We start from the raw sequence: 15,983 nt of genomic DNA, 5'->3' as shown, positions 1-15,983 counted from the left end.
CCGATTTTGTGCGCCAAGTAATAAACTTTCAAATTAATCATCAACTTGCTGAATATGAACTAATCTATAAAAAGGACAATAGTAAAGCCAAGTAGGTTAGTTGATGAATAACACCTCACTGCCCATATTATTGAGATCTATTTGCGTATTGGGCATTGTTTCTTTTGTAGCGCTATTTTTGTTTTTTGGGGCTGTACCACAAGTTTTATTTGCAAGCCTAACCATTGCGGTTTTAGGTGGCTTTCTCGTGTCATATTTTCAAATGAAACCAAGAAAGTTACCGTCTGAAGAACTATACCAAGTCCTCTTTTCTCTCAATAACATTCTTCTCCCTAAGCTCGTTCGCCAGCTTGATTATTCTTGCCAAGATTCGTCCAATTCTGTGGACCAGTTAGCCTCTCTCTTTAAACAATTATCAGAACAATCAAACAAGATCTGTGGGCTTTTATCATCAAAAGAATTAACCGCAGAACAATGTCAGCGCGCGACTGAAAAAGTCAAAAAAATTCATAACCAAATCATCTTACTGCTGCAATTTGGAGACAGGACTCAGCAAATGCAATCTGGTATTTTAGAGGCTTTGCATTTAATTAGCAATCAAGTTGAGGCGGTATTGAACGACCCGAATAAAACAACGACATATTTTGATGAAGACCGATTGCTGGAAGCGATTAATAAAATTGAATCAAGAACAAATAATCAGGAAGACAAGAATAGTGATGACGTGACTTATTTTTAAAATGGAAACATACAGTCATGAAATTGGAGAACAGGAGTTAAAGGATGAACAAAACAATATTGATTGTTGATGATTCAGAATCACTGAGGCAAGTCGTCAATATCGCTTTAGTTGGTGCGGGTTACACAGTGATCGAAGCAAAAGATGGACTGGATGGTTTAGCGAAGTTAGATGGTACTAAAGTTCATTTAATCATTAGTGATGTCAATATGCCCAATATGAATGGTATTGATTTTGTAAAAGCGGTGAAAGAGCTCGCTAAGTATAAATTCACACCCATTATTATGCTCACCACAGAAAGTCAGCCTTACTTGATGGAGGAAAGCCGTAAAGCGGGTGCGAAAGCTTGGTTAGCGAAGCCTTTTCGACCCGATCAAATGCTACAAGCTGTATCGAAAATTTTAGAGTCGTAGGGAGGGGAAATGCCAAAAAAACATGCGTACTTTCTGCCCGATGAATTCACCATTTACGAGGCTTCAGAAGTTTATGGCGATATTTGTGACCATTTGAATACTCATGGGCATTGCCAGATAGATGGCTCGCGAGTAGAAGAAGTCGATACAGCAGGCATACAAATTTTGTGTAAATTTCTTCATGATAAAAGCCTGCATCATGTCTCACTTGTTGATCCAAGTGATCGATTGAGAAGTGCATTTTCATTGCTTGGTCTTGAGTCAATGAGTACGCGAAATTATGACTAATGAACTGCAAGCGGCACTCAGTACCTTTGTTAATGAAGCCCGAGAATTGTTGGTGGATTTAGAACAATTATTATTGGAAATTGATGGGCTTGGGCAAGAGCCTAAGTCAGATAAAATTAACTCGATGTTTCGCTCTATTCATACGATTAAGGGGAGCGCAGGTTTATTTGGTTTGGATGAAATAGTTGAAATTAGCCATCGATATGAAACGATTTTAGAACAGGTAAGAGATCAAAACCGCACTTTAACTCAAGCGCTTATCGATTTAGGTTTGAAAGTCTGCGATGTGTTAACTGAGCTGATTAACTTCATTGGAAAACCAATAGAAGGCGACATTCAACACCGATATTTAAGCTTGTATGCTGAATTGGATAAGCATTGCCCTCAAGTGGCTGTTGATACCAAGAAAACTCTTGAGGATGCGAGTCAAAAAAAACGGCTAAGTGAGCTTGAAGGGGCATCTGAATTTGCTCAAACCTGGCATGTTTCATTTAGGCCTCACCCTAAAGTATTTCAGGATGGTCTCGATCCGAAAGCCTTTGTCCGATACTTGAGTCAGTTGGGTACTATTAAATCAATAGTCGTGGTTGATGATGGGTTGTTCCCATGTTCTGTACATGGTGATGCTGAGAATAGCCTCTCTTCACTCGATCGATTTCAACCAGAAGAACTTGACCCAGAGATTTGCTACTTAGGATTTGAAATTCAATTAAGTACATCAGCGAGTAAGCAAGACATTGAAGATGTGTTTGAGTTCATACGACAAGATGCTGATATTCATATTATCCCACCAAATAGCCGCATAAATGCTTTTATAGAGTTGATGAATCAACTTCCTGAATCGAATCAAAGGTTAGGCGAAATACTGGTTCAGTGTGGAGCTATTACACCTCATGATCTTCTGCAAGGACAAGGACAAGCAGAGCAAGAAAACTCTCAGGAATCAGTAATCCACAATGAGTTAGGGGTAGCTAAAGACAGTCATTCACCTTATTCAAATACTGGGGACTTGAACCATCAAGCGATGCCAGTTGCAGTTGCTCAAGCAGCAATATCCAAGCAACACCAAAGAATTCATAGCAATAAAACGTTAAGGGTAGAAGCCGACAAGTTGGACAAGCTGATTGATCAAGTGGGCGAAATTGTGATTACCGGTGCAAGAACCACCTTATTAGCTCATGAAACTGGCAATGAAGCATTAATTGAAACCATCGTTCAATTGGAGCGGTTAGTTGAAAATATTAGAGACAGCTCTTTGCAACTAAGGATGGTTCAAGTCGGTGACACGTTTAATAAATTTAAACGGATCGTGCGTGATATTGCTTTATCTGTTGGAAAACAAGTGACTTTGCAGATCAATGGTGCCGAGACTGAGCTGGATAAAACCTTTGTTGAAAAACTCAGTGATCCACTCACTCATATCATTCGCAATGCTATTGACCATGGCATAGAACCACCAGAACAAAGAATAATAATGGGTAAGCCTGAAGTCGGGACTATTTCTTTAAATGCTTACCATGAATCAGGCTCTATTGTTATTGAAGTGCTGGATGATGGCAGAGGCTTAGATAAAGAACGCGTCATAGCCCAAGCTATTGAGCAAGAGTTGATCACCAGTGCTAATCACCTCAATGAGAGAGATATATTTGCTCTAATTTTTGAACCAGGTTTCTCGACTTCAGAGCAAGTGACTAACTTATCTGGTCGTGGTGTCGGAATGGATGTGGTGAAGCGAAACATCGAGCAATTACGTGGCAATGTTGAAGTGAGCACTGAGCCAAATGTAGGTACTCAAGTCACAATTCATTTACCTCTGACACTGTCGATTATTGATGGATTCTTGTTTGAAATTGCAGGGACGAGTTATGTCATCCCTCTTGATAACGTTGTGGAATGTTTAGAGCTTCATGAAATAGCGCCTTTTGAGACGCTTGAAGGTCGAAGTTTCATAGATCTTCGCGGGGAAGTGCTGCCTTTTTTACGGCTTAGGGAATGGTTTGGTGCTGAAGAGGCGATCAATGATTCTCAGGAGTCTCTAGTCATTGTTCAATTTGGAACTCTTAGGGCTGGGTTAGTTGTTGACTCATTGCTGGGTGAATTTCAAACGGTGATAAAACCATTAGGCCGGTTGTTTGAAGGTCTGAAAGGCGTCAGCGGCGCCACAATTTTAGGTAATGGCATCGTTGCCATTATTTTAGATGTATTTTCTCTCATTCAATCAGCGGTTAACCGACAAGAACTGGATTGTATTGAAAAGAATATGGATAGCGACGAGCAAGGAGCATAGCAATGCTAAATAAATTATCCATCAAGAATAAAATAATTCTCGCCATGCTTACTATGGGGGCTTTATTTCTAATTATTGCCATTTCGGTTCAAGTGAAAAACAGAGCCATTGAGGGGTATGCAATTAGCGTAGGGAGTTACGATATTCCAGAGGCAATCTTGTCTTTAGCTATGCTTGATGAGCTGGGTGATATGAACTCAAATGTATTAGAGTTCATTACTGGAGAATCAGAAGAAAAAGAAGATTTTAGAGCGAACCATACCGAACTCATTACTTTCTTCGAAGAACTTAAACAGCTTCAAACCGTCGATGCTGTATCCATGAGACAACTTGAAGAGCTTTCAGACCGTTATTTTACCGATGCACAATCGCTGGTTTTTAATGTGTTTGATCCTACCCGAGAACAGCAAGCGGCAGATAAGTATGACTACCTTATTGAAGAGTTTGCGATTCCATTGGAACGTCTGCTCGATACATTGAAAGAAGAGGAAGTGGCTGATGCTGGTAGCTCTGGCAGTTTTGAGGAAGTCGTGAAAGATGATTTGCAAGGGGTAAGGTATTACCTTGAGTTAATCGATGAACAAGGTGACATGATGTCGGCGTTAAATGCCTACATGAGAGGAGAAAGTGGTGCGGTTAATCAATTTGAGCGTGAAGCGAGAAATTTTGCTGATTTCCTTAAAGAAATTAAACCTTTGGAGCGCCGACCAGAAGAAATTCAAAGCCTCGCTGAAGTGGAGAGAATGTATGAAGAGCTGTACAGCGGTGGCCGTGATATTTTCGCGACTTACAACCCAAGAGATAAAATTAATGCTGCAATAGAAATTGATAAATTGGAGCATGAAGTTTTCAATAAATTGGAAGATATCTTAGAGAGTATCAACACCAACGCGAGTAACCAAAGTAACCAATCATTAGATGAACTTATTACGGCGGCTCGTGACAGTATTTCTTTGGTGTGGGGGCTATTAGTGGCAGCAGTATTACTGGCTGTGGCTACCGCTTTATTTTTGATTAGAGGCATAGTGATGCCAATTAAAGCCCTGGCGGAAGCCGCGGAAGATTTACGTTCTGGCGAAGGGGACTTAACAAGACGAATTCCTGATTTTGGGCAAGATGAAATTGGTGAAACAGCCAAAAGTTTCAATGGATTTATCGAACGTTTACAGAATATTTTGTTAGACATTCAAGCATCGGTTGAAGCCATTGCTCATAGTACCAATGAAGTGAGTACTACTTCTAAAATGTTGAGTTCTACCTCTAATCAATTGGCGACCAGTGTAGAAGAAACCAGTGCTTCGCTTGATCAAATGAGTTCTTCAATTTCAATGAATACGGATAACTCCAAAGTCACCAATGGGATTGCTACCCAATCAAGTGCAGAGGCTCATGACGGTGGGCAAGCGGTGAATGACACGGTCAACGCCATGACAGAAATCGCACAGAAAATAGGAATCATTGAAGACATTGCCTACAAAACTAACCTGTTAGCGCTGAATGCAGCAATAGAGGCAGCCAGGGCTGGAGAGCATGGTAAAGGCTTTGCGGTAGTGGCAGATGAAGTAAGAAAGCTTGCCGAGAGAAGCCAAATTGCCGCTCAGGAAATCAGTACATTAGCGGATAACAGCGTGAAAGTGGCACAGCATGCAGGGGATATGTTGAACAGAATGGTGCCGAACATACAGAAAACGGCAGATCTAGTTCAAGAAATCACTGCTGCCTCAACAGAGCAAAGCACCAGTGTTGCAGAAATTAACCGAACTGTTTCTCAACTTGATGATATTGCTCAGCAAAATGCTTCTGCGTCTGAAGAGCTAGCGTCAACTGCCATCATGGTGCAAGAGCAAACTGGTGAAATTCGTAAGACAGTGAATTTCTTCAAACTAAAAAAATCCGACCCGTATACTCAGAGCAGGCATAACCAGCCTAGACCCCTGAATTATGAGAATAGGCCGAGTGAATTTATTAACCCTATTGAGAATAAAAACAACAAACATGTTGATGGTTTTATTCCATTTGATGACTAAGAATCAGAGCAAGAGAATCAAGTGAGGTCCCAATGAAACTTAGTGGCTTAAGAATAGAACCAACTGATAAAAGCACAGTGGTTGAAAGCGAGAAATACTTAGAGTTTAAAGTGGATGGAAAGCTGTTCGCTTATAATATTAATAAGGTCGCTGAAATTATGGAGTTTCCGGAAATTGAATCTATCCCTTTGTCGCCAGAGTTTCTTTTAGGGGCGATAAACCTAAGAGGTAACGTCATTCCAATTATCGACCTAGCGATTTGCTTGAACCGTGAATCAAACCCTGTGACGGCAAAAACGTGTGTGGTTATTTCTGATGTGGATTACCAAGGCACCGTTTACAAGATAGGGAATAAAGTCGACATTGTGACTCGTGTTATGGATATTGAAACGGGGCAGATCGATCAAGCCCCCGATCTTGCAGGTCAATTGGATCATCGTGTGCTGGTCGGTGTTGCAAAGTTAGATAACCGCTTATTGTCTATACTTAATGTTGATAAATTAATGACTTATGCTCAATTGGCTTGGTTAAAGGAATCCCAGTTCAGTGATGAACAACACTTGGCGCAATGACAAACATTAGGGAGTGATGTGTGAACCAAGCTAATTTTGAACAAGAAAATACGGAAGAACACCATCCAATAAGTGCCTGCTTATTAGTGGACATTGGTGGTGAGACCTTTGGTATTTCAATTAGCAGTGTCAAAGAAGTGATTGAACTTGAATCAATTACAAAAGTACCTATGTGCTCAGGCAAAGATGGCAACGGTATTGTGAGTGGCGTCATTAACGTAAGAGGAAGCGTGGTGCCAGTGATTGATGCTGGGAAACGTTTAGGGCTTAAGCATGAGGAAGTTTACGATAAGTACAGCTGCATTGTTCTATACGAAAGCTACGATGAAGCCAGCAATATGACAGTCACGGTTGGTATTTTGGTGAATAGAGTGAAAGCGATTGAAAGTTTAACGAAAGAAGCCTTAACCGATGCACCTTATTTTGGTGTGCATATACCTGTTCAATTTGTTTCAACAATGGCGCGTATCAAAGAGCAGGTATTTATCATCTTAGATATGCCCGCGTTACTGAATTTATCTTCAATTAATCAAGAAATTCTGTCGAATCAAAAACAACTTTTTAACCAGATTTTAAGATGAAGAAACGGGTTTTATCTAAAGTAAGTAACACTTGCATACGGCACTTACCACGTAGGTTTGCCTTAGTAAGCGGTAAATAATTGGCATGCTGCTTATGTATTAATAAATCTGCTCATGCATTATTAAAGCTGCTCATGCATTATTAAAGCTACTCATGCATTATTAATGCTATGCATGCATGAACAAAGCGATACATGCATGAAAAAGCGATACATGAATTATTAAAGCGATACATGGATTAGTAAAAGCTATACACGGATTGGTGTAGCTCTATAAAGGCGAATTCACCTATGACGGAACTGAGTGATTCTGGCTTCAAACAGATTCAATGCTTATTTGAGCAATACACAGGGATTCAATTGGCTGACCATAAAAAAATGGCAGTCGCGAACCGGCTATTTGGCCGTTTAACCTATTTTAACTTTGACTGCTTTGATGATTATTTGAATCTGCTCAATCAAACATCTCACCAGCAAGAGCTTCAAATTTTCATCGATAAACTCACAACACATGAAACCTACTTTTTTAGGGAGAAAGATCAATTTGATTGGCTTGACGATCATCTTACTCAGTATAAGAAACAACCCCCATCACATACTTTATCGGTTTGGAGTGCAGCATGCTCAAGTGGGGAAGAAGTTTATAGCTTGGCTATGACGTTTCATGCCGCACTTGGGAGTGATGGTTGGAATGTTTTTGGCAATGATATCTCCGAAGTGGCTATTCAAACGGCTCAGGCTGCCACTTATCCAATAAAGAAAGTTCAGCGAATACCCAAACATTACCGAAATGCCTACTGCTTGAAGGGAGTCGGTGAATTCGAAGGCAAGTTTACCCTTTGCGATGATATCAAGCAGCGTTGTCTGTTCACTTCACATAACTTACTCCAGTTCGATCAAGAAACATCAATCAAGTTTGACGTTATTTTTCTTCGTAATGTGCTCATCTATTTCACACCAATCAAACAAAAAGAAATCGTAGATAAAGTGATAGATAAGCTCAGTTTCGGAGGGCTACTATTTTTAGGACACAGTGAGAATATTGTTCGAGACCATTGCGACCTTGAGCAGGTAGAACACTGCATTTATAAGAAGGTGTCGCTATGACGATTAATGTTTTTATTGTTGATGATTCGGCGGTCATAAGACAGGTGCTAGGGGAAGTAGTGAATGCCGACCCTGATCTCACTTTACTTGGCGTCGCCCCTGATCCTGTCCTTGCCATTCGTAAAATGAATAAACACATGCCAGATGTCATCTTACTTGATATCGAAATGCCCAAAATGGATGGAATTACCTTTCTCAAAAAAGTTATGACTGAGCATCCAATTCCCGTTGTTATTCTCTCTGCTCTTACCGAATCAAACCCTGATTTGTGTTTAGAAGCTTTGTCATCAGGGGCTGTTGAAGTCGTGAATAAACCAACGAGTAACCTGAGTCATTACTTGCAATCTTCAGAAATTAAAGGGTTGTTAAGCGGAATAAAACGGGCGGCAAAAATGAAAGTTCGTCCTGTTAGTTACTTAGGGGAAGCGAGCTTTAGGAAGCGTTATTCAGCCGATGTGATCATTGAAAAGGAACGGCACCATCAGTCGGTCAAAACAGATGAAGTGATTGTTGTTGGTGCTTCAACTGGTGGCACAGATGCGATTGAACAATTCTTATCAGGTATGCCGATCGGAAGCCCTCCTATCGTGATAGTGCAGCACATGCCCGGAAAGTTTACCCACGCTTTTGCTCAGAGACTAAATACCGTATTGCGTCACCGAGTAGTAGAAGCGGAAAATCGTCAAAAGCTGGTGGCTGGCTCAGTCTATATTGCACCTGGTGGCGTACATACTATGATTAGTAGAGTAGAAAAAACCTACTTTATTGAACTTAAAGATGGTCCTCTTGTAAGCCGTCATAAACCTTCAGTTGATGTTCTATTTCGGTCAGCTGCACAGCATGTTGGTGAAAATTGTATTGGAGTAATTATGACAGGGATGGGGGACGATGGAGCTCAAGGAATGGTTGAGTTAAAAAAAGTAGGGGCTTATACGTTGGCTCAAAGTGAAGATAGCTGTTTGGTATTTGGAATGCCAAAAGAAGCCATAGCCAAAGGAGGCGTTGATAAAATCTGCTCACTACAGAACTTGCCTTACCACATTAAAAAACAATGGTGGGTAATGCATGACATATTCTAACCAAGCAATAGAGTCACTAGGGCTTATCAATATCATTATAGATAAGCAAGGTTGTATCAGTGATTTGTCGGAACAGGCTGCTGAGCTATTTCGTATGAAAGTCGGCGACAATATGTTGTCAGCTTGCCCGATCGACTTTCTCGATGAACATTACCAACCTTACGCATTCCTAGATAATATCAATCATAAAATAGAGACTATGAGTAGTGAGCGCGCACTCACTCCTTATGAATTTGAATGTGGGTTAAGTTACCCAGACCGTAATGTCGTTTGGCTTAAAATACACCTTGTTGCTCGTGAATCTTCTCTGGTTTTACATTGTAGTGATATTGGTGAATTAGTAGCAGCAAGGCGTTTAAATCGTCAGCTATCAATACAAGATCCCCATACAGGTTTACTTTATCGAGAAGCTTTCTTAACTAAGATTCAGGAAGAAAACCGACACGGTACCGTGTGTTGCGTTCGAATCTGCAATTATCAAAGAATCAATGAAATCTGGGGGGCGGCAGTTGCGAACTTAGTGTTTATGGAAATTTTAGCGCGCGCTTATACCGAAACGAATAATGCAATTTGCAGTAAACATTCAACAGACAGTTTCATTGTGTTTGTGCCCAATGAAGACTCCTTAGATATAGAACATTTCTACTCTTTATTAAATGAGCCTTTCCATTTTAATGGGCGACACTTTTTCAGCAATGTCGCACTTGGCTACTATCAGGAAAAGTCTTCAGATGAACATGAGCAAAGTTTAAATAAAGCTGAAATGGCGATTCTGGATGTGTCTGCAGAGCGAATTAGGTTGGCTGAATTTCAAGAAGATTTAGCTAAACAAATTGAACACCAAAATAACCTTGAAATGGAATTTAGGTCAGCAATTAATGATGATCTAGATAAGCATTTCCATACGACTTTTCAACCTATTCACTGCTCAAAAACCAGCTCTGTTGTAGGTGGAGAGTGCCTAATTCGTTGGGTATTGAATGGCAACATGGTTTCACCTGTAGAATTTATTCCTATCGCTGAAAAGACTGGTGACATAGGTTTACTGACCCAGTTCAACATTCGCCAATTAGGCGAAATGGTCAGAAATTTAGAAAGCAAAGGGATAGATACTTTGAAGTATTTATTCGCGCTTAACATCAGCGTGGTTGAGATTCTTGATGTAGATTTTGTGGATAAGCTTACAGAGTGCATCAAATTAAATGGATTGGCTTCAGAGCAAATAAAACTTGAGCTGACTGAATCTGCTTTAATCGATAATTTTAATTACGTTAATCTAGTGCTGCAACAAATGCAGGATCTCGGTTTTAGAGTCTCAATTGATGACTTTGGAACTGGCTTTTCGAGTTTAAGTTATTTATGCCGATTGAGGTTTGATGAAATTAAGATCGACCGTGAGTTTGTAACGAATGTCGTTACTGACAATAAGCTACAGACTGTATTTAACTCGATTGCGTCTTTGGCAACCAACTTGAATAAACCGGTTGTGGCAGAAGGGGTTGAAACCTTAGAGCAGCTTATTTATGCCCAAGCGAAAGGGATTGAGTATATTCAAGGGTATTACTTCAGTAAGCCTCTACAAAAAGATGATTATATTTCGCATTTGATGAGTAATCAGATTTAGAGATCAGTTCATCAAGCGAGAGCATGAATAATGCAAAATAGGCGACAAAAAAGCGCAGCTAAATAGCTGCGCTTTGTGTTTTTACGATAGCGAAGTAAATTGGTTCGCTATTTTAGCGTTGTGCTGCACGCTGGCGGTTCTTTCCGTTACTAGCAGGTTTGCCACCTTGACCAGTCCCCGCTTTGTTGTGGTTTTGCTTACTATTGCCTTGCGATTGATTACCACCAGGTCCTTTCTTAATAAAACCACTTGCAGGCTTACGACTGTTACCACTATTGCTACCACCAGCGTTTTGGTTGCCGTTACCTTGATTACCACCGCCATGGTTAGCATTGCCTTGGTTACCCGCTGGTTTTTTGCCGCCCGGTTTTGGCTTATTACCACCTGGCTTATGGTTGCGTGGGCTCTCGCCACCTAGACCTGGCTGAGATTTACTGTGCTTAGTCGCAAAACGTTGTGAGCCGTGACGACCAGACTTACGACGCTGTGCCGGTGTTTGTGCATCAAAATCTTCTTCCGGAACTAAGCAGTTTGGCTTATCACCAATGAGATGCTTCTTACCCATGCTGATTAATGCTTCACGGATAATCTTCCAGTTATCTGGATCGTGGTAACGCAATAATGCTTTATGTAAACGACGCTGACGATCACCTTTTGGAACTGGTACATCTTCACGCTTCTTATATTTCACACGCTTCAGAGGGTTTGTCTCTGAGTAATACATCGAAGTCGCGTTACACATTGGTGATGGGTAGAAGTTCTGAACTTGGTCACATTCGTAGTTATGTTTCTTCAACCACATCGCAAGGTTCAGCATATCTTCATCTTCAGTGCCCGGGTGAGCTGAGATGAAGTAAGGGATCAAGTATTGCTTCTTACCCGCTTCCGCGCTGTACTTTTCAAACATTTCTTTGAAACGGTCGTAAGTACCCATGCCCGGTTTCATCATCAGGTCGAGAGGACCTTTTTCAGTATGCTCAGGTGCAATCTTCAAGTAACCACCCACGTGGTGAGTCACAAGCTCACGAACGTATTCTGGTGATTGAATCGCTAAGTCGTAACGAACACCAGAAGCGATCATTACTTTTTTAATGCCTTTCACTTTACGAGCTTCACGATATAAATCGATGGTGTGCTGGTGGTCTGTGTTTAGCTTTTCACAAATTTTCGGGAAAACACAAGAAGGGCGGCGACAGTTAATTTCTGCTTTTGGATCCGAACATCCTAAGCGATACATATTCGCAGTAGGACCGCCTAAATCAGAGATTGTGCCGGTAAATCCAGGAACTTTGTCGCGAATTTCTTCTAACTCTTCAATGATCGATTCTTTAGAACGGTTCTGAATGATACGACCTTCGTGCTCGGTAATTGAACAGAAAGAACAGCCACCAAAACAACCACGCATGATGTTCACTGAAGTTTTGATCATGTCGTATGCAGGAATCTTCGCTTTTCCGTACATAGGGTGCGGTACGCGTGCATAAGACAAACCAAAAACATAATCCATCTCTTCAGTTGTAAGAGGGATTGGTGCTTGGTTAACCCAAAGCTCACGGTCACCATGGCGCTGAATAAGAGCACGACCAGAATAAGGGTTTGTTTCTAAGTGCAGAATACGGCTCGCATGCGCGTAAAGAATACGGTCGTTATTTAGCTTTTCGTAACCAGGGATACGAACCGCAGTAGTTTTTGCGTCATGGCGAGAAGGGCGAATCGAAATAGGCTGCGCCTTTACTTCTTCTTTCTCATCTTTCTTGGTATCGCACTGAGTTTCAACTTCGTATGGGTTAACCGGCACATAGGCTTTATTTGGTTTTTCGATACGAGAAGAGTCAATGATCTTGAAGCCTTCAGGTGCGGCTGGCAGATTGATTGCAGTACCACGAATATTGGTTAGCGTAGACATGTCTTCGCCATCGGCAATACGGTGTGCAACTTCTACTAGAGCACGCTCAGCGTTACCAAATAAAAGAATGTCTGCTTTTGCATCGAACAAGACTGAACGGCGAACTTTGTCTGACCAGTAATCGTAGTGAGCTACACGGCGCAAGCTCGCCTCAATACCACCAAGAACAATAGGAATGCCTTTATAAGCTTCACGACAACGTTGAGAATAAACCAGAGTTGCGCGGTCAGGACGTTTGCCACCTTCGTTATTTGGCGTGTAAGCATCGTCATGACGTAATTTGCGATCAGAGGTGTAGCGGTTGATCATGGAATCCATGTTACCCGCTGTGATACCGAAGAATAGGTTTGGTTTACCTAACTTCATGAAGGCATCTTTGGTGTCCCATTTCGGCTGAGCAATAATACCGACTCTAAAACCTTGTGCTTCAAGTAAGCGACCAATGATAGCCATACCAAAGCTCGGGTGATCAACGTAAGCATCGCCAGTTACAATGATAATGTCACAGCTATCCCATCCAAGAGCATCCATTTCCTTTCTACTGGTAGGCAAAAAGGGTGCAATTCCGTAGCACTCGGCCCAGTATTTTTTGTGTTCATGAATAGGAGTGATATCGCTGTACATATTTCAACCTCTGATTTTTGAGGCGGGAATTATAGCGGTATGTGGTAAGACTAGCTAGTGGAACATACCCCTGAAAACTTTACTGACTTTCTTGTGGTTAAATTTTAGCTTAGAAAGCGAGTTAAATATGAACTATTGTTAATATACATCCCGTGTGCAATGAGGTTTATATGGACGCTGCCCAAGCTTTTAGTACCGTAATCCCCGTGGAAACCACCCGAAACGTGTCTCCGCATGCCCTCTTTGATTGGGATTTGAACCTTGTTAGTAAAGAGTTTGTATGTGATTTCACCTCATTAAATCAATTACTTAAACCTAATAATATTATCAAAAATTATTCTGACGTGATTAATTTGATGACGATTAGATACCAGAATAAATTAAAACAAGCGATGAAAAGTGCCATGCATTCAGGTGAGGGACAGTTTGTTAGTTGTTGCTTATCTACTGAAAATGGCACGCTGACTTATGCTGAAATATATATGGAGCTTGGATCTCCTAATTGCCTAAAAGGTACAATTCGTCCCTTATTTGCTTTTACTTCCAGTAATGAAATTGCCAATATTTTTGGTGCCATTTTTGAAAGTTCACAATACGGTATTGTTGTTACTGATAAAGACACTCGAATTATCGCTTGTAACCAATATTATGAAAAACAGTCTGGCTATGAGTGCTCTTCACTTGTCGGGCTAAGAACATCCATTTTTAATGCAGGTAAGCACTCAAACCAATTTTATAAGAAAATGTGGACGGCATTAAACGAGCAGGGTTCTTGGTCTGGGGTCATGTTAGCTAAGAATAATGTTGGCGCTGTCTATCCGCAAAATATGACAATTCAGAGAGTTGAGCCATCAGAAGGGAAAGTATATTACGTAGCTTTGACTACTAATCTATCTGAAAGCTTATCTTCTATAGCAGAAAAAAACTTAGGCGGTATTGATTTACTGACTCAGCTACCAACAAAAGAAAGAGTGTTAAGCCAGCTTGAAGCTTTACTGGAATCTAAAGAGCAAGATACAGGAATACTCGTGTTGGGTATTAAACCTCAGTTTGATCAAGAATGGATTTTTGATGACCAAAAAATCTTCTCCGATATTTTGTCTCATAATCGCGGCTCTAGAATAACTGGGTATGCTGGAAGCGGCACTTATATAGCATGTATTGAATTCGTAATATCCGATCAAAAACAGTTTGTTCAATCTCTTAATAATGCAGTTCGATATTACTTTCTAGGGCTTAAAACAGTCGCGAGTGAAAGGCTATATGCGGCTATTTCTAGAGGGCAAGTTGGGGCTTCAATTCTAGATGTTGATGCTCAAAAACCGGCGAGACTTTTGTCCCACGCAGTACAGGCAATGATCGGTGCTAAAGAGTTTGGAGGAAAGTCGATAAATTACTTCCACAGTAATACACATAAGGAAATGGTGAAGAAGCAACAACTGGAAATTATTGTTCAGAATGCAATAAAAAAACATCAACTCAATGTTCACTACCAGCCTATTGTTCATGCACAAACTGGAAAGGTTATGATGTTTGAAGCATTGTGTCGTTTTCCTTGTGTTGATGGTGAATCATTTAATACACAAGTCATGGTCGAAATAGCCGAGGAATTAGGGTTGGTTGTTGACCTTGATAGATCCATAGCAATGAAAGCACTCTCTGATCATGATGAACTTCGTCGTATTTTTGGAGAGGATGTAGGGCTAACTTTGAATTGCTCGTTAAGAACGAAAGACAGCACGCAAAAAGCTTTGGTGGAAACGGCGAAATTGGTTTGTGCGAATACAGAGCGCCCAGATTTGATCACCATTGAACTAACGGAAAGTGGTCAGTTTTTTAGTAAGCAAGAACAAGATTGTGCCGTTGAACGAATTCGAGAGTTAGGGCTCAGTGTTGCTATTGATGACTTTGGTTCTGGATATTCTTCGATTTCATATTTAAGTGAAAGTAAGTTCAATAAATTAAAAATTGATCGAGAACTGATCATTGATATTCATGAAAGTACCTGTAAACAAAATATCATTGAGATGGTCACTAAACTGGCGCATACGTTAGGTGTGGAAGTAGTAGCGGAAGGCATTGAAAAACCAGAAGAATTGCGCATCATGCAATTAGCCAATGTGGATTATATTCAAGGTTATTTATTCGATAAACCTAGAGCCCTAAACGAACTGTTGGAGTTATACGGTGCTCAAGAGGGCATAGGTCCTTTTGAAGAAATGGCAAAAACACAGGTCGATACTAAGTCAATCCTCTCTTTATTTCGTAACGCACCACCGAAAATGAGCCCAGGAGACCCGTTATCATTGGCTGTCCAGCATTTGAAAAGAGATGGGGTTAAAATGCTTCCAGTTACTGTTGACAGTAAATGCGTAGGTTTGTTGGATCAGCAAATGGTGAACTTACATATGACACCCAGTATGGGGACGGATCTAGAATCAGCTAAAGAAGCGAAGATCTGGAGTAAGCCGATTAATCAAATCATGTCTGTCGATTTCTCGGTAATCAATATCGATAGAACCTTAGATGAAATCCCTAGGCTAATTGAAGAGGGGGTAAAATTTCCATGGGTATTGATTAACGATTCTGAGCATTATAAAGGGATGTTAAATGAGTCTGATTTGCTGAAATATTGCTTACCTTGGAGCGGATAATTACGGTGGAGTCGATAAGTAAGGATTTTTGGTCATTCTTAGTGAGTGTTTTTTTGAGTATTTGTTATTATCTGCACAAATAA

12 protein-coding genes are annotated in these 15,983 nt (G+C 40.7%); 11 read left to right on the top strand and 1 reads right to left on the bottom strand.

What is annotated here, in order from left to right; genetic code table 11:
* The first annotated feature begins 103 nt into the window (after positions 1-103).
* The 10 genes from F0226_RS00310 (at position 104) to F0226_RS00265 (ending at position 10,716) form a co-directional block, all read left to right on the top strand.
* Positions 104-739, top strand: coding sequence for a hypothetical protein (locus F0226_RS00310; RefSeq protein ID WP_171733754.1), 636 nt, complete (start codon positions 104-106; stop codon positions 737-739).
* A 44-nt stretch (positions 740-783) separates the two neighbouring features.
* On the top strand, positions 784-1,152 hold the full coding sequence (locus F0226_RS00305) for a response regulator (protein ID WP_171733753.1): 369 nt from the start codon (positions 784-786) through the stop codon (positions 1,150-1,152).
* A 9-nt stretch (positions 1,153-1,161) separates the two neighbouring features.
* Positions 1,162-1,440: an STAS domain-containing protein gene (locus F0226_RS00300; RefSeq protein WP_171733752.1), complete on the top strand. Its 279-nt coding sequence runs from the start codon at positions 1,162-1,164 to the stop codon at positions 1,438-1,440.
* Positions 1,433-3,727 carry a chemotaxis protein CheA gene (locus F0226_RS00295; RefSeq protein ID WP_171733751.1) on the top strand — a complete coding sequence of 765 codons (2,295 nt, stop codon included), beginning with the start codon at positions 1,433-1,435 and terminating at the stop codon, positions 3,725-3,727. The genes F0226_RS00300 and F0226_RS00295 overlap by 8 nt, the downstream gene beginning before the upstream one ends.
* Before the next feature lie 2 nt (positions 3,728-3,729).
* Positions 3,730-5,754, top strand: coding sequence for a methyl-accepting chemotaxis protein (locus F0226_RS00290; protein WP_253820707.1), 2,025 nt, complete (start codon positions 3,730-3,732; stop codon positions 5,752-5,754).
* A gap of 32 nt (positions 5,755-5,786) precedes the next feature.
* Entirely contained in the window at positions 5,787-6,326 is a 540-nt protein-coding gene (locus F0226_RS00285; RefSeq protein ID WP_171733750.1) for a chemotaxis protein CheW, read from the top strand.
* Between the two features lie 20 nt (positions 6,327-6,346).
* A complete protein-coding gene (locus F0226_RS00280) occupies positions 6,347-6,907 on the top strand; it encodes a chemotaxis protein CheW (RefSeq protein ID WP_345776497.1) in 561 nt (186 codons plus the stop codon).
* A 290-nt stretch (positions 6,908-7,197) separates the two neighbouring features.
* Positions 7,198-8,013 (top strand): protein-glutamate O-methyltransferase CheR, encoded by an 816-nt coding sequence (locus F0226_RS00275; protein ID WP_171733749.1) that lies wholly within the window; start codon positions 7,198-7,200, stop codon positions 8,011-8,013.
* Positions 8,010-9,092 carry a chemotaxis response regulator protein-glutamate methylesterase gene (locus F0226_RS00270; protein WP_171733748.1) on the top strand — a complete coding sequence of 361 codons (1,083 nt, stop codon included), beginning with the start codon at positions 8,010-8,012 and terminating at the stop codon, positions 9,090-9,092. Before F0226_RS00275 ends, F0226_RS00270 begins: the two co-directional genes overlap by 4 nt.
* Positions 9,079-10,716 (top strand): bifunctional diguanylate cyclase/phosphodiesterase, encoded by a 1,638-nt coding sequence (locus F0226_RS00265; RefSeq protein WP_171733747.1) that lies wholly within the window; start codon positions 9,079-9,081, stop codon positions 10,714-10,716. The genes F0226_RS00270 and F0226_RS00265 overlap by 14 nt, the downstream gene beginning before the upstream one ends.
* A gap of 112 nt (positions 10,717-10,828) precedes the next feature.
* On the opposite strand, the gene F0226_RS00260 is transcribed toward F0226_RS00265, so the two are convergent.
* Positions 10,829-13,246, bottom strand: a complete 2,418-nt coding sequence (locus F0226_RS00260) for a YgiQ family radical SAM protein (RefSeq protein ID WP_171733746.1) — start codon at positions 13,244-13,246, stop codon at positions 10,829-10,831.
* 170 nt (positions 13,247-13,416) lie between these two features.
* On the opposite strand from F0226_RS00260, the gene F0226_RS00255 reads away from it, so the two are divergent.
* Positions 13,417-15,900 carry an EAL domain-containing protein gene (locus tag F0226_RS00255; protein ID WP_171733745.1) on the top strand — a complete coding sequence of 828 codons (2,484 nt, stop codon included), beginning with the start codon at positions 13,417-13,419 and terminating at the stop codon, positions 15,898-15,900.
* The last annotated feature ends 83 nt before the right edge of the window (positions 15,901-15,983 follow it).

Source organism: Vibrio sp. 99-70-13A1 (genome assembly GCF_013114625.1).
Taxonomy (GTDB): Bacteria; Pseudomonadota; Gammaproteobacteria; order Enterobacterales; family Vibrionaceae; genus Vibrio.
This window is presented reverse-complemented; position numbering and strand designations above follow the sequence as displayed.